The 21,425-nt window shown below is 70.8% G+C and carries 20 protein-coding genes; 13 read left to right on the top strand and 7 right to left on the bottom strand.

All coding sequences use genetic code 11. The annotated features are described in order from the left end of the window. Positions 1-33: 33 nt before the first annotated feature. Positions 34-1,344 carry a hypothetical protein gene (locus ACFVDP_RS35130; RefSeq protein ID WP_383498853.1) on the top strand — a complete coding sequence of 437 codons (1,311 nt, stop codon included), beginning with the start codon at positions 34-36 and terminating at the stop codon, positions 1,342-1,344. An 81-nt stretch (positions 1,345-1,425) separates the two neighbouring features. Here ACFVDP_RS35130 and ACFVDP_RS35125 read toward each other — a convergent pair whose 3' ends face one another. Continuing rightward, positions 1,426-2,919 carry a peptide MFS transporter gene (locus ACFVDP_RS35125; RefSeq protein WP_383498667.1) on the bottom strand — a complete coding sequence of 498 codons (1,494 nt, stop codon included), beginning with the start codon at positions 2,917-2,919 and terminating at the stop codon, positions 1,426-1,428. A gap of 495 nt (positions 2,920-3,414) precedes the next feature. Here ACFVDP_RS35125 and ACFVDP_RS35120 point away from each other — a divergent pair, with 495 nt between their 5' ends. Continuing rightward, positions 3,415-4,092, top strand: coding sequence for a response regulator transcription factor (locus ACFVDP_RS35120; protein WP_018529729.1), 678 nt, complete (start codon positions 3,415-3,417; stop codon positions 4,090-4,092). A 146-nt stretch (positions 4,093-4,238) separates the two neighbouring features. Continuing rightward, positions 4,239-5,507: an ATP-binding protein gene (locus tag ACFVDP_RS35115; protein ID WP_383498664.1), complete on the top strand. Its 1,269-nt coding sequence runs from the start codon at positions 4,239-4,241 to the stop codon at positions 5,505-5,507. A gap of 19 nt (positions 5,508-5,526) precedes the next feature. Here the strand turns inward: ACFVDP_RS35115 and ACFVDP_RS35110 are convergent, their stop codons facing one another. Continuing rightward, positions 5,527-6,072 (bottom strand): GtrA family protein, encoded by a 546-nt coding sequence (locus tag ACFVDP_RS35110; protein ID WP_383498661.1) that lies wholly within the window; start codon positions 6,070-6,072, stop codon positions 5,527-5,529. A gap of 186 nt (positions 6,073-6,258) precedes the next feature. Here ACFVDP_RS35110 and ACFVDP_RS35105 point away from each other — a divergent pair, with 186 nt between their 5' ends. The 5 genes from ACFVDP_RS35105 (at position 6,259) to ACFVDP_RS35085 (ending at position 10,894) form a co-directional block, all read left to right on the top strand. After that, positions 6,259-7,410, top strand: a complete 1,152-nt coding sequence (locus ACFVDP_RS35105; protein WP_383498658.1) for a 5-(carboxyamino)imidazole ribonucleotide synthase — start codon at positions 6,259-6,261, stop codon at positions 7,408-7,410. Next, complete coding sequence (purE, locus tag ACFVDP_RS35100; protein WP_383498655.1) at positions 7,407-7,931, top strand: 5-(carboxyamino)imidazole ribonucleotide mutase; 525 nt, start codon at positions 7,407-7,409, stop codon at positions 7,929-7,931. Before ACFVDP_RS35105 ends, purE begins: the two co-directional genes overlap by 4 nt. 5 nt (positions 7,932-7,936) lie before the next feature. Continuing rightward, on the top strand, positions 7,937-9,124 hold the full coding sequence (locus ACFVDP_RS35095) for a dipeptidase (protein WP_383498652.1): 1,188 nt from the start codon (positions 7,937-7,939) through the stop codon (positions 9,122-9,124). A 132-nt stretch (positions 9,125-9,256) separates the two neighbouring features. Beyond that, a complete protein-coding gene (locus ACFVDP_RS35090) occupies positions 9,257-9,439 on the top strand; it encodes a hypothetical protein (protein ID WP_383498650.1) in 183 nt (60 codons plus the stop codon). Between the two features lie 384 nt (positions 9,440-9,823). Continuing rightward, positions 9,824-10,894, top strand: coding sequence for a dipeptidase (locus ACFVDP_RS35085; RefSeq protein ID WP_383498647.1), 1,071 nt, complete (start codon positions 9,824-9,826; stop codon positions 10,892-10,894). A 7-nt stretch (positions 10,895-10,901) separates the two neighbouring features. On the opposite strand, the gene ACFVDP_RS35080 is transcribed toward ACFVDP_RS35085, so the two are convergent. Further along, positions 10,902-11,270 (bottom strand): VOC family protein, encoded by a 369-nt coding sequence (locus tag ACFVDP_RS35080; protein ID WP_383498645.1) that lies wholly within the window; start codon positions 11,268-11,270, stop codon positions 10,902-10,904. Between the two features lie 88 nt (positions 11,271-11,358). On the opposite strand from ACFVDP_RS35080, the gene ACFVDP_RS35075 reads away from it, so the two are divergent. Further along, positions 11,359-11,868, top strand: a complete 510-nt coding sequence (locus tag ACFVDP_RS35075) for a CGNR zinc finger domain-containing protein (protein ID WP_383498642.1) — start codon at positions 11,359-11,361, stop codon at positions 11,866-11,868. Here ACFVDP_RS35075 and ACFVDP_RS35070 read toward each other — a convergent pair. After that, on the bottom strand, positions 11,865-12,980 hold the full coding sequence (locus ACFVDP_RS35070) for an MFS transporter (RefSeq protein ID WP_383498850.1): 1,116 nt from the start codon (positions 12,978-12,980) through the stop codon (positions 11,865-11,867). The two genes, ACFVDP_RS35075 and ACFVDP_RS35070, sit on opposite strands and share 4 nt — an antisense overlap. Positions 12,981-13,100: 120 nt before the next feature. Here ACFVDP_RS35070 and ACFVDP_RS35065 point away from each other — a divergent pair, with 120 nt between their 5' ends. Then, entirely contained in the window at positions 13,101-13,868 is a 768-nt protein-coding gene (locus tag ACFVDP_RS35065; protein ID WP_383498639.1) for an AraC family transcriptional regulator, read from the top strand. A 7-nt stretch (positions 13,869-13,875) separates the two neighbouring features. Here ACFVDP_RS35065 and ACFVDP_RS35060 read toward each other — a convergent pair whose 3' ends face one another. Then, positions 13,876-15,201 (bottom strand): UDP-glucose dehydrogenase family protein, encoded by a 1,326-nt coding sequence (locus ACFVDP_RS35060; RefSeq protein WP_383498636.1) that lies wholly within the window; start codon positions 15,199-15,201, stop codon positions 13,876-13,878. 175 nt (positions 15,202-15,376) lie between these two features. Here ACFVDP_RS35060 and ACFVDP_RS35055 point away from each other — a divergent pair, with 175 nt between their 5' ends. Next, positions 15,377-16,537 carry an acyl-CoA dehydrogenase family protein gene (locus tag ACFVDP_RS35055; protein WP_383498633.1) on the top strand — a complete coding sequence of 387 codons (1,161 nt, stop codon included), beginning with the start codon at positions 15,377-15,379 and terminating at the stop codon, positions 16,535-16,537. Between the two features lie 64 nt (positions 16,538-16,601). Here ACFVDP_RS35055 and ACFVDP_RS35050 read toward each other — a convergent pair whose 3' ends face one another. After that, positions 16,602-17,873, bottom strand: coding sequence for an LCP family protein (locus ACFVDP_RS35050; RefSeq protein ID WP_383498630.1), 1,272 nt, complete (start codon positions 17,871-17,873; stop codon positions 16,602-16,604). A 120-nt stretch (positions 17,874-17,993) separates the two neighbouring features. On the opposite strand from ACFVDP_RS35050, the gene ACFVDP_RS35045 reads away from it, so the two are divergent. Next, the gene (locus tag ACFVDP_RS35045) at positions 17,994-18,560 is read left to right on the top strand and encodes an acyl-CoA thioesterase (RefSeq protein ID WP_383498627.1); all 567 of its coding nucleotides are present in this window, start codon (positions 17,994-17,996) and stop codon (positions 18,558-18,560) included. A gap of 75 nt (positions 18,561-18,635) precedes the next feature. Here ACFVDP_RS35045 and ACFVDP_RS35040 read toward each other — a convergent pair whose 3' ends face one another. Further along, positions 18,636-19,997 (bottom strand): LCP family protein, encoded by a 1,362-nt coding sequence (locus ACFVDP_RS35040; protein WP_383498624.1) that lies wholly within the window; start codon positions 19,995-19,997, stop codon positions 18,636-18,638. A 234-nt stretch (positions 19,998-20,231) separates the two neighbouring features. On the opposite strand from ACFVDP_RS35040, the gene ACFVDP_RS35035 reads away from it, so the two are divergent. Further along, positions 20,232-21,287, top strand: coding sequence for a glycosyltransferase family 2 protein (locus tag ACFVDP_RS35035; RefSeq protein ID WP_383498621.1), 1,056 nt, complete (start codon positions 20,232-20,234; stop codon positions 21,285-21,287). Positions 21,288-21,425 lie beyond the last annotated feature (138 nt).

The raw sequence follows: 21,425 nt of genomic DNA, 5'->3' as shown, positions 1-21,425 counted from the left end.
CAACGGAGAGTGAGCGCGGCCGGCGTCGCCCTGATGCTCGGCGGGGCGGGACTGCTGTTCCTCGCGTCCCCCGCGCAGGCCGCCGACGTCTCGTACAAGACCGAGTGCGTCCCGCCCGCGATCTCCGGCCTGGATCCCGTCGAGGGCACCACGCAGGTGGAGATCACCGCGCCCGCGACGGCGAAGGTCGGCGACGAGGTCGAGGTGACCTGGAAGTTCGTACAGGCCGCCTCGAAGAACCCGGACGTCCTCGACCTCGACGCGAACACCGTGCAGCCCACCGGCACGCTCAAGGCGGCCGGTGCGCAGACCGGTGACATCTCGATGGAGGGCCCGCGGGAGAACCCGGCGATCCCCAAGAACAGCGCGATGCAGCTGTCCACGATGAAGGGGAAGGTGAAGCTCACCGCGGCCGGTGACGTGACGCTGACTCCGGACGCGTACAACATCAACGTCAACAAGCCCATATCGACGGACACCAAGTGCACGCCGAAGGAGACCGTGAAGCCCGGCGCGACCATCAAGGTCGGTGACGGCGGCGGGAGTTCGGGCGGCGGCACGACCGGGTCGACGGAGGGCGGGACCACCGATTCCGGCGGTACGACGGGCACGACCGATTCCGGCGGTACCACCACCGCCGGTGACACCGGCGGGTCGAGTTCGTCAGGCGGTTCCGGCGGTTCCGGCGGGCAGACCGACTTCACCGGCAAGGAAGTCAGCATCCCCTACGCCTGCAAGACCCCCATCGGCGACAAGAACGCGACGTCCCCGGTGCAGATCAACGCCAAGAAGGACGGCGGGAACTACGCCCTGACCGTCCAGTTCAAGAAGTCCGTGATGGACAGCCCGGCCGACATCCCGGCCGACTCGGTCAAGCCGTCGATGGAGGTGAAGCTGGGCGGCGCCGACAAGGGCACCGTCCACGTCGAGGGTGCCACCAACAAGGAGGCCATCAAGTCCGGTGACCCGATCGAGATCCCGGATCTGACCGGCACCTACAAGCCGGGCGCCGACGGCAAGTCGACGCTGTCCCCGGGTGTCCTCACGGTGGAGGCGCTGGGTACGACCACGACCTGCACGCCGACCACGAACGCGGTCTCCCTGGAGATCGACACCACGGCCGTGGAGGGCGGCGCCTCGGGCTCCGGCTCGGGCTCGGGCTCGGCGGGCGGTTCGGCCTCCGGCTCGGCGGGCGGCTCGTCCGCGACCGGCGGCGGCCTCGCCGAGACCGGCGCCTCGAACGACGGCGCCCTGCGCGCCCTCGGCCTGGTGGCCGGCACGGTGATCCTGCTGGGCGGAGCGGTCTTCACGTTCCTGCCGCGGCGGCGGGCCCGGATGCGCTGACGTTCCGGAACACGCCACAGGCCGCCGCACCGGACATCCGGTGCGGCGGCCTGCTGGGTCGTGCGGGGCGGACGGGTCGCGTCAGCTGACCGAGCCCATCAGCTTCTTGACCTTGGCGCGGTACATCCAGAAGCCGATACCAGCGGCGACCGCGATGATCACCTCGGCTCCGACGGCCCCCTTGGTGTTCAGGTTCACCCCGGCCGTGGAGAGCAGGGCGGTGACCGAGTCGCCCGCGGTGACCGCGAGGAACCAGACGCCCATCATCTGGCCGGTGTACTTGGCCGGGGCCATCTTGGTCGTGACCGACAGGCCGACGGGGGAGAGGCACAGCTCACCGACGGTCTGGACGAAGTAGATCGCCACCAGCCACATCGGGGAGACCTTGCCGCCGTTGGTGGCGGTGTCGATCAGCGGGATCAGGAAGACGGCGAAGGAGATGCCCATCAGCACCAGCGACGACGCGAACTTCACCGCCGTGCTCGGCTCCTTGCCGCGCTTGTTCAGCCACAGCCAGACCGAGGCGACCACCGGGGCGAGCGCCATGATCATGATCGGGTTCAGCGACTGGTACCACGAGGTCGGGAAGTGGAATCCGAGCAGCGTGTTGGTGGTCGACTCCTCACCGAAGATCGACAGCGTCGAGCCGTTCTGGTCGTAGATCATCCAGAAGATGGCGGCGACGACGAAGAACCAGATGTAGCCGGAGACCTTCGACTGCTCGTCGTTCGTCAGCTCCTTGTCGCGCTTCATGCGCGCCAGGACCAGGACCGGGATGACCAGGCCGATGACCGACAGCGGGACCAGGATCCAGTTCAGCGTGTAGTGCCCGGTGGACACGACGACGAGGTAGAAGACGGCCGCGCCGATCGCCCAGTACAGCGACTGCTTGAGCGCCTTGGCCCGCTCCTGCTTGGTGGCGGGCTTGACGACGGTGTCGCTCTCGGGGCTCAGGTGGCGGCTGCCGAGCAGGAACTGGATCAGGCCGAGCGCCATGCCGACCGCGGCGAGCGCGAAGCCGATGTGCCAGTTGACGTTCTCGCCGATGGTGCCGATGGTCAGCGGGGCCAGGAAGCCACCGACGTTGATGCCGATGTAGAAGACGGTGAAGCCGGCGTCACGGCGCGGGTCCTGCGGGCCCTTGTAGAGGTGGCCGACCATCGTGGAGATGTTGGCCTTCAACAGGCCCGAGCCGAGGGCGACCAGGCCGAGACCGGCGAAGAAGGAGCCCGAGGAGGGCAGCGCCAGCGTGATGTGACCGAGGATCACGATGCCGGAGCCGATGACCACCGTCTTGCGGGGACCCCAGAAGCGGTCGGCGAACCAACCGCCGGGCATGGCGAGCAGGTAGACCAGCGACAGGTAGACCGAGTAGATCGCAGTCGCCGTGGCGCCGTCCATGTGGAGGCCGCCGGGCGCGATCAGGTAGAGGGGAAGCAGGGCCCTCATGCCGTAGAAGCTGAAGCGCTCCCACATCTCGGTCATGAAGAGAGTGGCCAGTCCGCGGGGGTGGCCGAAGAAGGTCTTGTCAGAGCCAGGGGTGCTGGCCGAGTCCTTCGTCAGGCTGGACGCCATGGTCGATCCTTGTGGGGTGTCGGGACGCGCGCCGCACAGCGGCTGAGCGCCCGGTGGGGGGCGGCCGGCACCGGTGTCCCGCCGACCCCTCCACGCCCGACGGGAGAGGTGTCACAGCGGGACCCGGGATCCACACCCCGTCCACGCTTCCTTACGTGTGTCGGGGCCCGGCCACAGGTCATTGCTTTTCAGGGCACATGAAAAGGACCTTCGGGCGCAGTGCGCTCCAAAGGTCCCCCAGTAGTGCATCAGGCGTTTGGTCACCATACGACACGACAGTGCGGCATATGGAAGGACTTGAGAGATGGATCACAGGTAGCCACGGAACCGTTCTGGTGATTCCAAGGTTTTCACCAGGATCGCACTTCGAAGACGGAGAACGTAATCGCGGAGGTCATGACTCCGCTTCCGCGGAGGGCCGCCGCGGACCCCGCGCCCGACCCGTACCGGCGGATCACCCCACAGCCCTCGTCCGGCGCGGACTACCATCACCCCATGACCCGTGTACTGCTCGCCGAGGACGACGCGTCCATCTCGGAGCCGCTGGCCCGCGCCCTGCGCAGGGAGGGTTACGAGGTGGAAGTGCGCGAGGACGGCCCGACCGCCCTCGACGCCGGACTTCAGGGAAGCATCGACCTCGTCGTCCTCGACCTCGGCCTGCCCGGGATGGACGGCCTCGAGGTGGCCCGTCGCCTGCGTGCCGAAGGGCACACGGTGCCGATCCTCATCCTGACCGCGCGCGCCGACGAGGTGGACACGGTCGTCGGCCTCGACGCCGGCGCCGACGACTACGTCACCAAGCCGTTCCGCCTCGCCGAACTGCTCGCCCGGGTCCGGGCGCTGCTGCGGCGCGGCGCCGCCGAGCCCAAGGAGGCCCCGGCCACCCACGGGGTCCGGATCGACGTCGAGTCGCACCGGGCCTGGATGGGCGACGAGGAGCTCCAGCTCACCGCCAAGGAGTTCGACCTGCTGCGGGTGCTCGTGCGGGACGCGGGCCGGGTCGTGACCCGCGACCAGCTGATGCGCGAGGTCTGGGACACCACGTGGTGGTCGTCGACCAAGACGCTGGACATGCACATCTCGTGGCTGCGCAAGAAGCTCGGCGACGACGCCGCCAATCCGCGGTACATCGCCACGGTGCGCGGGGTCGGCTTCCGGTTCGAGAAGAGCTGAGCCGTTCTTCACGCCCCTGCGGCGATTGAGCGGCCTTCGCGCCGTAGGGGCTGAGCGTCGTCCGCGGCCTCCGACCGGTGGGGCTTCTCGCGCCGTTCCCCGCGCCCCTGGCGGGGCGCTGGCCACCTTCCGGGAAACTAGGACGTATGCGCCGCCGACTGATCAATTCCACGCTCGCCGTCGTCCTGGTCGTGATCGCCGTGTTCGGGATCTCCCTCGTCATCGTGGAGACCCGGACCATCACGAACAGCGCCCAGGAACGCGTGCAGTCGGAAGCCGTCCGGCTCGCCTCCATCGTCGACAGCCGGATGCTCAGCGACGAGCTGATCAGCGGCGACGTCCTGAAGAACCAGGTCGCGGGGGAGCGCTACGCGCTGATCGAGATGCCCGGCCACGGCCCCATCGAGATCGGCACCCGCCCGGCCGGCGAGGTCATCAAGTACACCGCCGACGGGGAACAGGGCGAGAAGGTCACCGTCGAGGAACCCCGCTCCGAGGTGACCGCCGAGGTCGGCCGCACCCTGCTGCTCATCGCCGGGGTGGCGCTGCTCGCGATCGTCGCCGCCGTGCTGCTCGCCGTACGCCAGGCCAACCGCCTGACCTCCCCGCTCACCGATCTGGCCTCCACCGCGGAACGCCTCGGCTCCGGCGACCCGCGCCCGCGCCACAAGCGCTACGGCGTGCCCGAGCTGGACCGGGTCGCCGACGTCCTGGACGGCTCCGCCGAGCGCATCGCCCGCATGCTGACGGCCGAGCGTCGCCTCGCCGCCGACGCCTCGCACCAGCTGCGCACCCCTCTCACGGCGCTCTCCATGCGCCTGGAGGAGATCACCATGACCGAGGACCTGGCCGAGGTGAAGGAGGAGGCGACGATCGCGCTGACCCAGGTCGAGCGGCTCACCGACGTCGTCGAGCGGCTGCTTACCAACGCCCGCGACCCGCGGACCGGCTCCGCCGTCACCTTCGACCTGGACGAGGTGATCAAGCAGCAGCTGGAGGAGTGGCGCCCGGCCTACCGCAGCGCGGGCCGCGCCATCGTCTCCTCGGGAAAGCACCACCTCACGGCGGTCGGCACCCCGGGCGCCGTCGCCCAGGTGCTCGCCGCGCTGATCGAGAACTCGCTGATGCACGGCGGCGGCACCGTCGCCCTGCGCACCCGCGTCACCGGCAACCAGGCGGTCATCGAGGTCACGGACGAGGGCCCGGGCGTCCCCTCCGAGCTGGGCTCACGGATCTTCGAGCGGACGATCAGCGGACGGAACTCGACAGGCATCGGCCTCGCGGTCGCCCGGGACCTCGCGGAGGCCGACGGCGGACGCCTGGAGATGCTCCAGGCGGGCCCGCCGGTCTTCGGCCTGTTCCTGTCCCGTACGCCGCTGAAGAAGAGCTCCGGCGACGCCGAGACCATCCGGTAGGGCCGCGGGGCCCGCCCGGCTACTTGATGCGCTGGGCCCGCTCGGCCCGCTGCATCGAGGCCGCCGGGTCGTCCAGGAACGATTCCGCGCTCGCGACGGCCTCCTTGGCCGGCAGCGCCCGGAACACCCAGGTGCGGTACGACCAGAAGCGGAACAGGGTCGCGAGGCCCATGCCGAGGAACTTGAAGATGTTGCTCTGCAGCGAGCTGTCCCAGTGGAACCAGTACGTCGCCGCGTAGAGCACGCCGTTCTCGATCACCAGGCCGACCACGCTGAACAGCAGGAACAGGGTGAGTTCCTTGGCGCGGCCGCTCTTGTCGCGGTCGCGGTAGGTGAAGTACCGGAACCCCACGTAGTTGAAGACGATGGCGACGACCGTCGCGATCACGCTGGCCCGCACCACCTGGAGGTCGGTGCCGTGCCGCATCAGGTTGAAGACCGCGAAATTCACGAGGACGCCCAGGGCGCCGACGACGCCGAACTTGGCGATCTCCCGGCCCAGGGATGCGAACCGCACCCGCAGTGCGCCGAGTCCCTTGGCCTGCCGGCCGGTCGTCACGCTCATAATCGTCGCCTCTACCCCCGTCGTTCCCCGTGTGTTCGGTCACGCGACTCTCGCAGGAGCCGACCCAGCCATGCTAACCACGGGGCCTCCCGGCCGCCTGCGGACGCCGTCGATGGTCGTACCTCGTTCTTTCCTACAGAAAGAGGGGCGCGTGGGAACCAGTCATTTGGCCGATACCCTGGGGATGTGACGTTTCCGGTAGTCGGCATGGTCGGCGGCGGCCAGCTCGCTCGTATGACACACGAGGCAGGCATCCCGCTCGGCATCAGGTTCAAGCTCCTCAGTGACACCCCGCAGGATTCCGCGGCGCAGGTCGTCGGCGATGTCGTCGTCGGCGACTACCGCGACCTGGACACGCTGCGCGAGTTCGCGCGCGGCTGTGACGTGATCACTTTCGACCACGAACACGTACCCACCGCGCATCTGCGGGCCCTGGAGGCGGACGGCATCCCCGTGCGCCCCGGCCCCGACGCGCTGCTGTACGCCCAGGACAAGGGCGAGATGCGCGCGAAGCTCAGCACGCTCGGGGTGCCGTGCCCGCGCCACCGCATCGTGGCCGATCCGGCCGACGTGGTGGCCTTCGCCGAGGAGGGCGACGGCTTCCCCGTCATCCTCAAGACGGTGCGCGGCGGCTACGACGGCAAGGGTGTGTGGGTCGTGCGCTCCGCGGCGGACGCGGCGGACCCGTTCAAGGCGGGCGTGCCGGTCCTCGCGGAGGAGAAGGTCGACTTCGCGCGCGAGCTGGCGGCCAACGTCGTCCGCTCGCCGCACGGCCAGGCCGTCGCCTACCCCGTCGTCGAGTCCCAGCAGGTCGACGGCGTCTGCGACACGGTCATCGCCCCCGCCCCGGACCTGGACGAGGCCCTCGCGGGCGAGGCGCAGGAACTCGCGCTGCGCATCGCCAAGGAGCTGGGTGTCGTCGGCCACCTCGCGGTGGAACTCTTCGAGACCCGCGGACCCGACGGGAAGAACCGCATTCTGGTCAACGAGCTGGCGATGCGACCGCACAACTCCGGCCACTGGACCCAGGACGGCGCGATCACCTCCCAGTTCGCCAACCATGTGCGCGCGGTCCTCGACCTGCCGCTCGGCGACCCGCGCCCGCGCGCGAAGTGGACCGTCATGGGTAACGTCCTGGGCGGCGACTTCCCGGACATGTACAGCGCGTACCTGCACTGCATGGCCCGGGACCCGCAGCTCAAGATCCACATGTACGGCAAGGACGTGAAGCCCGGCCGCAAGGTCGGTCACGTGAACACCTACGGCGACGACCTGGACGACGTACTGGACCGTGCGCGTCACGCAGCCGGATACCTGAGGGGAACGATCACCGAATGAGCCCTGTGGTTGGCATTGTGATGGGGTCCGACTCGGACTGGCCCGTCATGGAGGCCGCGGCCAAGGCCCTCGACGAGTTCGAGATCCCCTACGAGGTCGACGTCGTCTCCGCGCACCGCATGCCGCACGAGATGATCTCCTACGGCGAGCAGGCCGCCGAGCGTGGCCTGAAGGCGATCATCGCGGGCGCGGGCGGCGCCGCACATCTGCCCGGAATGCTCGCCTCGGTGACGCCGCTTCCGGTGATCGGCGTGCCCGTCCCGCTGAAGTACCTCGACGGCATGGACTCGCTCCTCTCCATCGTGCAGATGCCGGCCGGGGTGCCGGTCGCGACCGTCTCGGTCGGTGGCGCGCGCAACGCGGGACTGCTCGCCGCGCGCATCCTCGCCGCGCACGACGAGGACCTCCTCGCGCGCATGAAGGAGTTCCAGCAGGAGCTCAACGACCAGGCCACCGAGAAGGGCAAGCGGCTGCGCGCCAAGGTCGAGGGCGCGGGCGGCGGCTTCGGCTTCGGGAAGTGAGCGACATGACCACGTCTGTGGAGCGGGCCCGCGAACTGCTCGCCGAGTTCCCCGTCGTCGACGGGCACAACGACCTGCCGTGGGCGCTGCGCGAGCAGGTCACGTACGACATCGACGCCCGCGACATCGCCGTCGACCAGAGCGCCCATCTGCACACCGACCTGGCCCGGCTGCGGGCGGGCGGCGTGGGCGCGCAGTTCTGGTCCGTGTACGTCCGCACCGATCTGACGGGCGACGCGGCGGTCAGCGCCACGCTCGAACAGATCGACTGCGTCGACCAGTTGATCGCGCGCTACCCGGGCGATCTGCGGGCCGCATGGACGGCGGCCGACATGGAGGCGGCACGGCGGGACGGGCACATCGCCTCGCTCAAGGGCGCCGAGGGCGGCCACTCCATCAACAACTCCCTCGCCACGCTACGGGCGTTGTACGCGCTCGGCGTGCGCTACATGACCCTCACCCACAACGACAACATCGCGTGGGCGGACTCGGCGACGGACGAGCCGGGCGTCGGCGGTCTCTCGGCCTTCGGCCGTGAGGTGGTCCGCGAGATGAACCGCGAGGGCATGCTCGTCGACCTGTCGCACGTCGCGGCGACGACGATGCGCGCCGCGCTCGACGTCACCGAGGCGCCGGTGATCTTCTCGCACTCCTCGTCCCGCGCGGTCTGCGACCATCCGCGCAACATCCCGGACGACGTCCTGGAGCGGCTGCCCGGCAACGGGGGAGTGGCGATGGCGACCTTCGTGCCGAAGTTCGTCCTCCAGGCCGCGGTCGACTGGACGGCGGCCGCCGACGACAACCTGCGCGCACACGGCTTCCACCACCTGGACTCGTCCCCGGCCGCGATGAAGCTGCACCGGGCCTTCGAGGACGAGCGTCCGCGGCCGGTCGCGACGGTCTCCACGGTGGCGGACCACCTCGACCACATGCGTGAGGTGGCCGGCGTCGATCACATCGGCATCGGCGGCGACTACGACGGTACGGCGTTCACCCCGGACGGCCTGAACGATGTCTCGGGCTACCCGAACCTGATCGCCGAACTGCTCGACCGCGGCTGGTCGAAGGACGACCTCGCGAAGCTGACGTGGCACAACGCGGTCCGAGTCCTCGGCGCCGCCGAATCCGTCGCCCGAGACCTCCAGTCCCGCCGCGGCCCGTCGAACGTCACACTGGAACAACTGGACACGTAGGCCAGGGGCCTCCCGTCGGACGAACCCTCCCTGGGACTGATGCGGCAACCGCCCCGTCGGACGTACCGTGAGGTCAGACCGGCGGCTCATGGGCCCGAGCGGGCCCGCCGCCGGTTGCGAACGGGGAAATCGATGCTTGTCGCCATAGGGATCATCGTCGTAGGACTGCTGGTCATCGGCGCACTGGTGGTGGTCCTGCGCCGGCGCGGGGGTGACGGGGTGCGCGGTCACGCCGAGAGTGCCGCACAGCTGCGCGGCCAGTCGGAGGGCTGGTCCGCCGCCAACGCGTTCCGCCAGAATTCGGGCCCCCAGTAACCCCCTGCTCCTAACTCCCCGCCCCACCGCCCGCCCCCGCCGCCTAGGGCGACCTGCCGGTCGCCAACCCCGCCGCCGCCTTGGGCAATCTGCCGCCTGGGGCGGCAGGGTGGGCAAGGCGGCACCCACGGCGCGGGGCGAGCGCCTAATGGGCGGCCAGTACAGCGCCGTTCGCGGGTGAACGCCCGGTGGGGCTTCTCGCGCAGTTCCCCGCGCCCCTATCGGGGCGGAAGGCGGCCCGCGCTCACAGCGCCCTGTCGGGGCGGAAGGCAGCCCGTGCTCACGGGCACCGGGGTGCCCCGTTCGGCTCAACCCGTCGGGCCCGGCAGGGCACTGCGTGGCACGGTGGGACGAACGCTGTCCCACTGTTTTCCGGAGCCTGCCATGGCAGACCTACAGGGTGAAGTCACCGCCCTCGCGGAGGTGGGCGAGCTGGACCAGCCCGCCCGCCCCGCGAATCCCCCCACCGTCCCCGCCCCCACCCCCGACCCCCACACCCTCCTGGCCCGCCACCCCGTCGCAGACGGATACTGCGGCCTGCCGGAAACCCTGCGCACCCTGCCCTGGCACGACCTCGAACTGGGCGAGACCTCCGTCGAGAGCGACCTGCCACGCCTGCGCGCCGGCGGCACCGGCGCCCTGCTGTGGGCCCTCGACGCGGCCGAGGAAGACCCCCTCACGGCGGTCCTGGAACAGATCGACCTGATCAACAACGTCGTCGCCCGCTACCCGGAGGGCCTGCGCCTGGCCCGCTCCGCGTCGGAGACCGCCGACGCCCGCGCCCACGGCCGCATCGCCGTCGTCATCGGCCCGGCCCCGGCCGCCGCCACCGGCGACTCCCTGGGCACCCTGCGCGCCCTGCACACCCTCGGCCTGCGCGTGCTCACCATCTCCGGCGCCTCCTGGGCGGAGTGCGAGCAGGGGCTGACCCGGTTCGGCGAAGAGGTCGTACGGGAGATGAACCGGCTCGGCATGCTCGTCGACCTCACCGGCGCCGAGCGGGCCACCGCGGCCCGCGCCCTCGCCGTGTCCAAGGCCCCCGCGCTCTTCACCCGCTCCGGCGCCCGCGCCCTCAACCACCACCCGGACAACGTCCCCGACGACCTGCTCACCGAACTCGGCGAGCGCAAGGGCCTGTGCCTCGTGCCCTGTTCGGCCGCGCGGACCGGCCCCGAACTGCGCGACGTCGCCGACCACCTCGACCACGTACGCGACGTGGCGGGCCCCGAGTCGGTCGGCCTGTCCGGGATGTACGACACCGGGGACGCGCACCCCGAGGGCCTCGGCGACGCCGCCGGCTACCCCGCGCTGATCGCCGAGCTGCAGAGCCGCGGCTGGCCCGAGGACGACCTCGCCCTGCTCACCTGGGGCAATGTCCAACGGGTGCTGCGCGTCGCCGAGTTCACCGCCCGGGCCGCCCGGCAGCGCAGGGGGCCGTCCACGGCGACGCCCTGACCCCGGCTCAGCCGCGGCAGAGGCAGAACGGGTGCCCGACCGGATCCGCGTAGACCCGCCAGGAGCGGGTCCGGTCCTCGTTGTCCAGCACCGTCGCGCCCAGCGCCAGGATCTCCTTCTCCCCGGCGTCCAGGTCGTCGACCACCAGGTCGAGATGGAACTGCTGCGCGCCGTTCGGCGAGGGCCAGGGCGGTGCCACGTACCCCGGTGCCTCCTGGAAGGCGAGCGCGGGGCCGCCCGGAATCTCCAGGTCGACCCAGTCGTTCTCGTCGGGGCTCACGCTGGGGGTGCCGCCGAGCACCGCCGCGTAGAACTCCGCGAGGGCGAGCGGCTGAGGACAGTCCAGAACGGTGACGCCGAACCGTGCGATGGCCATGACTCCTCCAAGGGATTACCTGTAGAGCGGCTCAAGGGGTAACGCTGTCGTTACCGCATCCTGCCCTACGAGGGGTAACGTCGCAACCATGAACGACCGCGAGCCCGCACCCGGGGGCCTGGCCCTCGTGGCCGCGCTGGTGAACACGCTGAACACCGAGGCGGGCACGGACGCGCTGGACACGGCGGAGGGCCGCGCCCCCTTCCGCGTCACGGCGGCCGACGCGCCCGCCGCCCGCGAACTGCGCGAGTCCCTGCGTGCGGTGTGCCTCGCCCACGCCGGGCTCGCCCCGCACCGCGAAGTGACGCCGCTGGACGAGCTGTTGGCGCGGGCACCGCTGCGGGTGGCCATCGACGCGAGCGACGGTTCGGCGGAGCTGGTCCCGGTCGACGAGGCAGCCCTCGCCTCCCGGGTGGCGGCCGCCGTCGCGGAGGCCCACGCCGCCGGCACCTGGTCCCGCCTCAAGGCGTGCGAGGCCGACGACTGCCACTGGGTCTACTACGACCGCAGCCCCGCGGGCCGCGGCCGCTGGTGCGACATGGCGCTCTGCGGGGCCCGCGCGAAGATGCGCCGCTACCGCGCGCGGAGCCGACCCTAGGGGCGGTCCGGTTCGCGCAGGGCCGTCGACAGCAGGACCGCCGCCACCGGCACCGTGGCGAGGACCATCAGCGCGCCCCGGGGGCCGTGGTGGGTGGCGACGAGGCCGAGCAGCGGCATGAAGAGCCCGCCCGCGCTCATCGCGAGGCCGAGGGTGACCCCGGCCGCGGTCCCGGGACGGCTCGGCAGGTAGTCCTGGCCGAGCTTGATGAGCACGGCGAACGGGATGTTGGAGACCAGCCCCGCCAGCAGCGCCAGCGGCAGCGCGTAGAACTTGTCGTCGCAGAGCAGCATCGCCCACAGCGCGGGCAGCAGCGCCGCGTTGCCGATCTGGACCGTACGCACCATGCCGATCCGGTCGGCGAGCCGGCCGCCGAGCAGCGTGCCGAGCACACCACCGCCCAGTTCCAGGGTCAGCGCGAGCCCGCCGAGGCCGCTGCTCGCCTCCAAGTGCCGGATCCAGTAAAGGGAGATGAACGTGTTGAGGCCGATGGAGATCGTCGAGCGCACGATCTCCACGGCGGTCAGGGCCGCGAACAGGCCCGGCCGGTCCCGCCCCCGGCGCACCGCCTTCCCGGCCGCCTCACCGGTGGCGCGGTGGTGGTGGCGCAGCAGGACGAAGCCCATCAGGACGGCCGGCGGGACGAACAGCGCGGTCGCGTTCATCCCGAGGCGGTCCAGGGCCGGGGTGACCAGCGCCGGGGCGACGAAGAAGCCGACGCTGCCGCCCGCGGCGAAGTAGCTCATCGCGGTGGCGCTGCCACCGGCCGCGCGGCGCGCGTCGCGCCCGGCCGGCGGATGGAACATCGCGATGCCCACCCCCGCCGTCAGCAGCAGCGCGAACACCACGGCGTACGAGGACGAGAGGCCGGACAGGCCCGCCCCGATCCCCGCCAGGCTGATCCCCAGCGGGGACATCCAGCGCAGCCGGTACCGGTCGGCGAGCAGCCCGATCGGCACCTGCGGCAGCGCGCTGCCCAGCGTCGCGGCGAGCGCGAGTCCCGACGCCTGTACGTAGCTGAAGTCGCGTTGCAGCACGAAGTAGGGGACGGCGGCGGGCACCAGGCCCTGGTAGAAGTCGTCGACGGCGTGGGCGGAGGCCCAGATCCGCATCCGGCGCCAGTGCCCGGGCGGCGCGGGCGCCTCGCTGGGGGTGCTTGTCTCCTGGATCGATGTCACCCGTCCACGGTGGCGGGACGGCCCCGGGGCGCGCTTCCCGTATTCTGCCGATCCATGTCGCAGATCCGCCACACGGCCGTCGCGCCGACCAGCACCCAGTCCCGCGGCGGCGGCGACACCATCGACCGGCACCGCCACGACGACCACCAGCTGATCTACGTGAGCTCCGGAGTGCTCGCGATCACCACGGAGCACGGGTCCTGGATCGCGGCCAACGACCGGGCCCTGTGGATCCCGGCGAACATCTGGCACGAGCACCGCTTCTACGGGCAGAGCCGCTTCCACACCGTCGGCTTCCCCGCCCGGGGCAGGCCGCTGCTGCCGGACACCGGGCGGCCGACCGTCATCGCCGTCGACGCACTGGTCAGGGAACTCCTGATCGCCCGGAGCGCCGCCGCGCTGCCGCCCGCCGAGGTCCGGCACATCGACGCGGTGCTGCACGACCGGCTGCGCCGCGTCCGGGCCGAGCCGGTCGCCCTGCCCGCCGCCCGCGACCGGCGCCTCGCGGAGGCCTGCGCGCTCGTCGAGGGCGATCTGCGCACGCCCCGCACGCTGGCGCGGCTCGCCGCCCGGGTCCACACCGGTGAACGCACCCTCTCGCGGCTGTTCCGCGACGAGTTCGGCATGACCTACCCGCAGTGGCGCACCCGCGCCCGGCTGTTCACGGCGATGGTCCTGCTCGCCGAGGGGGCGGGCGTCACCGACACCGCCCATGCCTGCGGGTGGGCGACGACCAGCGCGTTCGTCCACACCTTCGCGCAGGCCGCGGGCGTCACACCGGGCGCCTACCGCGCGGGCGTCCGTACGTCACCGGACGCGTAGCCCCGGGTCAGGCGGCGGGGCGGCCCATCGCGCGGAACGTCCAGCCGGCCGCCCGCCACAGCGCGGAGTCCAGCGCGTTGCGCCCGTCGAGGATCAGCCGGTCCGAGGCGACGGCGCCCAGCTCCGCCGGGTCCAGCTCCCGGAACTCGCGCCACTCGGTGAGGTGCAGGACGACATCGGCGCCGCGCACCGCGTCCAGGGCCGTCTCCGCGTATCCGAGCGTCGGGAAGAGCCGCCGGGCGTTCGGCATGCCCTTGGGGTCGTAGACGGTCACCTGGCCGCCCTGGAGGTGGATCTGCCCGGCGACGTTCAGCGCGGGCGAGTCCCGGACGTCGTCCGAGTCGGGCTTGAAGGTCGCGCCGAGCACGGCGACCCGCTTGCCGAGGAACGGACCGCCGCCGAGCGCCTCGCGGGCCATCTCGACCATCGCCCCGCGCCGCCGCATGTTGATGGAGTCGATCTCGCGCAGGAAGGTCAGCGCCTGGTCGGCGCCGAGTTCACCGGCGCGCGCCATGAACGCCCGGATGTCCTTGGGCAGACAGCCGCCGCCGAAGCCGATGCCGGCCCGCAGGAACTTGCGGCCGATCCGCTCGTCGTAGCCGATCGCCTCGGCCAGCTTCACGACGTCGCCGCCCGCGGCCTCGCACACCTCGGCCATGGCGTTGATGAAAGAGATCTTCGTGGCGAGGAATGAGTTCGCGGCGGTCTTCACCAGCTCCGCGGTGGGAAAGTCGGTGACGACGAACGGGGTGCCCTCCGCGAGCGGCCCCGCGTACACGTCGCGCAGCAGCTTCTCGGCGCGGTCGCTGGTCACGCCGACCACGATCCGGTCGGGGTGCAGGGTGTCGTCGACGGCGAAGCCCTCGCGCAGGAACTCCGGGTTCCACGCCAGCTCGACGCCCTCGGGCAGCAGTTCGGCCAGGCGCGCGGCCGAGCCGACCGGCACGGTCGACTTGCCGACGACCAGATCCCCGGCGCTCAGATGCGGGGCCAGCGAGGCGAAGGCGGCGTCGACGTAGCTCATGTCGCACGCGTACTCGCCGTGCTTCTGCGGGGTGTTCACGCACACGAAGTGCACATCGCCGAAGGCGCCGGCCTCGGCGAAGTCCATGGTGAAGCGCAGCCGCCCGGTGGATCCCTCGATCCCGGCGACGTGCTTGTGCAGGATCTCCTCCAGGCCGGGCTCGTACATCGGGACCTCGCCCCGCGTGAGCATCTCGATCTTCTCGGGCACCACGTCGAGGCCGAGCACCTCGAAGCCGAGCTCGGCCATGGCCGCGGCGTGGGTCGCGCCGAGGTAGCCGGTGCCGATCACGGTGATCTTGGGGGCCATGCGGTGCTCCAGAGGTCTGGGGGCTGATCTGCGCTGCCTGAGCATAGTCGGGCGTGCCGGAGCTGCTCACGGGGCACATTCCCGCTGTCGTATAGCTCACGTATCCCCTGCGTGCGCAGACACCTAAAATTCGGGTTACTTAACAGTAATTAGCGTCGCTTGGAGCGTGAGACCCTTGGCCGGATCGGCTGATTTCGACCTCTACCGCCCGTCCGAGGAGCACGACATGCTCCGCGACACCGTCCGCGCGCTGGCCGAGGCGAAGATCGCCCCGCACGCGGCCGCGGTCGACGAGGAGGCCCGCTTCCCGCAGGAGGCGCTGGACGCGCTCGTCGCGGCCGACCTCGCGGCCGTGCACGTACCGGAGGAGTTCGGCGGCGCGGGCGCCGACGCGCTCGCCACGGTCATCGTCATCGAGGAGGTCGCCCGCGCCTGTGTGTCCTCGTCCCTGATCCCGGCCGTGAACAAGCTGGGCTCGCTGCCCGTCATCCTCTCCGGCTCCGAGGAGCTGAAGAAGAAGTACCTGGGCCCGCTCGCCAAGGGCGACGCGATGTTCTCGTACTGCCTGAGCGAGCCGGACGCCGGTTCGGACGCGGCGGGCATGAAGACCCGCGCGGTCCGCGACGGCGACGACTGGGTGCTGAACGGCGTGAAGCGCTGGATCACCAACGCCGGTGTCTCCGAGTACTACACCGTCATGGCGATCACCGACCCCGAGAAGCGCTCGAAGGGCATCTCCGCCTTCGTCGTCGAGAAGTCGGACGAGGGTGTCTCCTTCGGCGCCCCGGAGAAGAAGCTCGGCATCAAGGGTTCGCCGACCCGCGAGGTCTACTTCGACAACGTTCGCATCCCCGCCGACCGCATGATCGGCGCCGAGGGCACCGGCTTCGCCACGGCGATGAAGACCCTCGACCACACCCGCATCACGATCGCCGCGCAGGCGCTCGGTGTCGCCCAGGGCGCCCTCGACTACGCCAAGGGCTACGTCCAGGAGCGCAAGCAGTTCGGCAAGGCCATCGCCGACTTCCAGGGCATCCAGTTCATGCTCGCCGACATGGCCATGAAGATCTCCGCCGCCCGCGCGCTGACGTACCAGGCCGCGGCGGCCTCGGAGCGCGGCGACGCCGACCTGACGTACCTGGGCGCGGCCGCCAAGTGCTTCGCGTCGGACACCGCGATGGAGGTCACCACGGACGCCGTCCAGCTGCTCGGCGGCTACGGCTACACCCGTGACTACCCGGTCGAGCGCATGATGCGCGACGCCAAGATCACGCAGATCTACGAGGGCACGAACCAGGTCCAGCGCATCGTGATGGCGCGCAACCTGCCCAAGTAGGCGAGTACGCGCGAAGGGGCCCCGCCGTGATCGGCGGGGCCCCTTCGCGCGACTCCGGACGGTCTCAGTTGCCCGAGACGGTGACCTTCTCGTCGTTGTTGAACTGCTCGACGAGCTGCTTGACCTTGGCCTTGTCCCAGAGCAGGTTGCCGCCGGTCGAGCCGCTGACCGGCATGTTCATGGACTTTCCGTCACCGCCGGAGACGGACTTCATCGACATGAACATCGACGCCAGGTTCCACAGGCTCATGTCCTTGTCGACGACGAGCGAGTCCAGGCCCGAGCCCAGCGTCGGGTAGAGCTTGAACGGGTTCATGAGGGTGCTCGGCGAGGACACCTTGTGGGCGAGCGCGGCCAGGAACGCCTGCTGGTTCTTGGTGCGCTGGAGGTCGGACGCGGCGAAGGCGTGCCGGGTGCGGACGTAGGCGAGGGCCTGCTGGCCGTCGAGGGTCTGCTTGCCGGCCTTGAAGTCGGCGCCGGACCACTTGTCCTTGAAGCCTTCCTTCAGGTTCATCTCGACACCGCCGACCGCGTCCACGATGCCCGCGAAGCCGCCGAAGCCGATCTCCGCGTAGTGGTCGATGTGCAGACCGGTGTTGTACTCGACGGTGCGCACCAGCAGCTCGGGGCCGTCCTCCGCGTAGGCGGCGTTCAGCTTCGTCTGGCGGCCCGTGTTCGGGTAGAGCTTGCCGGACTCGGCGCCCTTGAAGCTCGGGATCGTGACGTTCGAGTCGCGGGGGAGCGAGACGAGCGTGTCCCCGTTGCTCCCCGTGTGCAGGATCATCATCGTGTCCGTGCGCTTGCCCTCGGCGGAGCCGGTGTGCAGCTTCTTCTTCTCCTCGGCGGACATGCCCTCACGGCTGTCGGTGCCGACGATCAGGTAGTTCGTGCCGTCGCCCGCCTCGGGCCGGTCGATCACCTTGGCCAGGTCGACGTCGCGGTTCAGCTTGGAGTCGGCCCAGAAGTAGGTGACGACGCTGGTCACCACGAGCACCGTGACGACGGTGATCGCCGTCCACTTGATGCGCTTGCGCCAGTTCGGGGTGCGCGCCGGGCGGCCGCTCGGCGGCCCGTAGTCGTCACCGCCGCCCCCGCCCGCGCGGCTGCCGGGCTGGCCGTAGACCTGCCCGGTGTTGTAACCGCTGTCGTACCCGTTGCCACCGTTGCCGCCGTACCCGTCGTCGTACGCGGGCTGCTGCTGTTGCTGGGGTACCGGGCGCCGCACCTGTCGCATGGCACGGGCTCCCTCGGGGCGTGCGCTCCCGCTGCCACGGCCGTAACCGCCACGGTCGCCGCCGCTCTGCCTGTCGCTCCGCCCGTCGGGCCAATCGCTCATTGGAACAGTGTGCAGTGACCCGCTGTGTGCCCCACAAGAGCGTGTGAGAAATCGGACCAGGGCTGTTGCAGAGCTGACACATAGACGGCTGCCCGCGTCGGCGGGCCATACAGTTGAACCATGACTGATCACGCCATATCGCCTGGAGAGGCCTCCGAGGACACCCTCCCCGGCAAGCCGGTCTCGGCCTCCCGCACGACGCTGAGCCACATCATGACGGCCGCCGAGACCAATCTGCTCGGCACCGTGCACGGTGGCGTGATCATGAAACTCGTCGACGATGTCGCGGGCGCCGTCGCGGGCCGGCACTCGGGCGGCCCCGCCGTCACCGCCTCCATGGACGAGATGGTCTTCATGGAGCCGGTCCGCGTCGGCGACCTCGTGCACGTCCGCGCTCAGGTCAACTGGACGGGCCGTACCTCCATGGAGATCGGCGTCCGCGTCCTCGCCGAGCGGTGGAACGAGTCGACGCCCCCGACCCGCGTCGGCTCCGCCTACCTGGTCTTCGCCGCGGTCGACGCCGACGGCAAGCCGCGCCCCGTGCCCCCGGTCGTCCTGGAGACGGAGAAGGACCGCCGCCGCAACCAGGAGGCCCAGATCCGCCGCACCCACCGCCTGGCCCGCCGCAGGGCGATCAAGGAACTGAGGGAGAAGCGCATCGCGGAGGGCCTGAACGACGACCTCTAACAGAGGAGCCCCTCCGGCGATTGAGGAGCGGGGTCCGGGGCAGAGCCCCGTGACCCGCACCTCGACAGGGCCCCGTCAGGAACAAGAAACCTCGTCCCCGGTAACGGCCCCGAACTCCCCCTCAGAGGCATCCTCGGCCCGCACAGCCCGCACCCCCCGATAATCACCCCCGGCAAGGACCTTCAACACGGCCCCCTGCCCGGCAACGGCCCGCATCCGCGCCCCCGGCAACGCGGCGGCCAGCGACTTGGCGGACCGGTCCCACCGCGGGTCGTACAGCACAGTCGTATGCGCGGCGCTGCGATCACCCGCGTTGACCGGCGCCCCCGTGGTCCGGAACCCGGTCCCCTTCAGCGCGGCATCGGCCTTCTCCCCGAGCCCGCCCGTCATCGTCGCGTTCTCCACCTGTACGCGGATCTGCTGCGGCGCGACATCGACGACGGTCGCCTTCTTCCTCGCCCGGTGCGGAGCCAGCGGCTCGTCGTCGCGCAGCGCCTGGAACAGCTTCTCGGACTTCTTGTCGTCCCACTTCACGGTGGAGCCGATGCCCTTGACCGGATAGCTGATGTTGCCGATCGGCACCGTCGTGAACTCCGACGACGACGGCGAGAAGTTCCGCATCGCCCGCGCGAGATCGACCATCTCGTCCGCCCCGAAGCCCTTGTCGGCGCGGACCGAGCTGAGCAGCGTACGGGCGACGTCACGGAAGCGGACCGGGTTGAGCAGCACCCCGGACGACGTCGTCTTCGCGATGAGGGAGGCGAGGAAGCGCTGCTGGCGCTGCATCCGGCCGAGGTCGCCCGCGCCGTCCAGATGCCGGGCGCGTACGTATTGAAGGGCCTGCCCGCCGTTCAGGTCGTGGGTGCCCACGCCCAGGTCGAGACCGGTGTACGAGTCCTTCAGCGGACGGGTGGTGCACACCTTGACGCCGCCCAGTTCGTCGACCGTCTTCATGAAGCTGGTGAAGTCGACCTCCAGATAGTGGTCGATCTTGACGTGCGTCATGTGCTCGACGGTGCGCACGGTCAGCTGCGGGCCGCCCTCCGCGTACGCCGCGTTGATCTTCACCGGGTGGGCGTGGTGCTCGTCGCCGCTGTTCATGTCGGTGTGCGGCGGGATCTCCGCGTAGGAGTCGCGGGGGAGCGAGACGACGGACGCGCGCTCGTGGTCGTCCGAGATGTGCACGATCATGATCGTGTCCGTGCAGTGGCAGGGCGAGCCGCCGAGCCGGTACTTCTGCCGCTCCTCCTCGGTGATCTTGTCGCGACCGTCGGTGCCGACGAGCAGGACGTTCATGCCGTGCCCGGCGGCGGGACGGTTCTTCATGTCCTTGAACGGGTCGATCCGCTGAATCCCGGTGTCCAGGCCGGTGACGAGCGCGTGCCCGATCCCGGCGGCGGCCAGCACGGTCACCGAGAACGTGGTCGCCACCCGCATCGCCCACCGGGGCTTCTTCCTGCGCGGCGGCCGGACCGGACGGCGGCCCTGTCCTGGCCGCGGTTGACGCTGCGGACGGGCGGGGGAGCGGGGCGGCGTGGGCACCGGAGGGCACCTCCGAGAAGGTGGGCGGGGGACAGGCCCTGGCACCGTAGGCCGATACGATCTGCTGCCCGCGGTAGTGAGGCGGGCGGCGCGCGCCGGTGTCCCCCATTAGCGGTAACGTGACGTCCGATGAACGCAACCGCCAACACTGCCGGGCAGCAGCTTCCGGCCGTCTCCGTGATCATGCCCATCCTCAACGAGGAGCGGCACCTGCGAGAGGCCGTCGAGGCCATCCTGGCGCAGGAGTACGACGGCCCGATGGAGGTCGTGCTCGCCCTCGGCCCGTCCGCCGACCGTACGGACGAGATCGCCGCGCAGCTGGTCGCCGAAACCGCCTCCGCCGACAAGCGCGTGCACACGGTGCCGAACCCGACGGGCCGCACCCCCGCCGCGCTGAACGCCGCGATCAAGGCCTCCCGCCATCCGGTCGTGGTCCGCGTCGACGGCCACGCCGCGCTCTCCGCCGGATACATCGCCACCGCGGTCCGCCTCCTGGAGGAGACCGGCGCGATGAACGTCGGCGGCATCATGCACGCCGAGGGCACCAACGCCTGGGAGCAGGCCGTCGCCGCCGCGATGACCTCGAAGATCGGTGTCGGCAACGCCGTGTTCCACACCGGTGGCCAGGCCCAGCAGGCCGACACGGTCTATCTCGGCGTCTTCCGGCGCGAGGCGCTGGAGCGGCAGGGCGGGTACAACGAGGAGTTCATCCGCGCCCAGGACTGGGAGCTGAACTTCCGGATCCGTGAGGCCGGCGGGCTCATCTGGTTCTCGCCCGAGCTGAAGGTCTCGTACCGCCCGCGGCCCTCCGTGAAGGCGCTCGCCAAGCAGTACAAGGACTACGGCCGCTGGCGGCACGTCGTCGCCCGCTACCACTCGGGCTCCATCAACCTGCGCTACCTCGCCCCGCCGGCCGCCGTGTGCGCGATCGCCGCGGGCATCGTGGTGGGCGCCGCGCTCACCCCGTGGGGCTTCGTGATCCCCGTCGGGTATCTGGCGGCGATCGCGGCCGGGTCCGTCCCGGCGGGCAAGGGACTGCCGCTCAAGGCGCGCGCCCAGATCCCCGTCGCCCTCGCCACGATGCACATGACGTGGGGCTGGGGCTTCCTCACCAGCCCCAAGGCGCTCGCGAAGAAGGTCATCGCCTCGCGCCGGCCGGCGGTACTGGCCGCGGCCGAGAGCTGACCGTCCGTCATACGAGGTCGGGGGGGGCGGAGGTTGTCTCCCGCGCCCCCCCCCCCCTCCCCGGGGGAAAAAATCAAGACCAAGGGTCGCCCCGCCCCCCCCCCCCCCCCCCCCCACCCTCCCCCCCCCCCCTCCTCC

The sequence above is a fragment of the Streptomyces sp. NPDC057694 genome, assembly GCF_042799415.1.
Taxonomy (GTDB): domain Bacteria; phylum Actinomycetota; class Actinomycetes; order Streptomycetales; family Streptomycetaceae; genus Streptomyces.
Note: the sequence above shows the minus strand (reverse complement) of the source record. Positions and strands in the feature narration are given on the sequence as shown.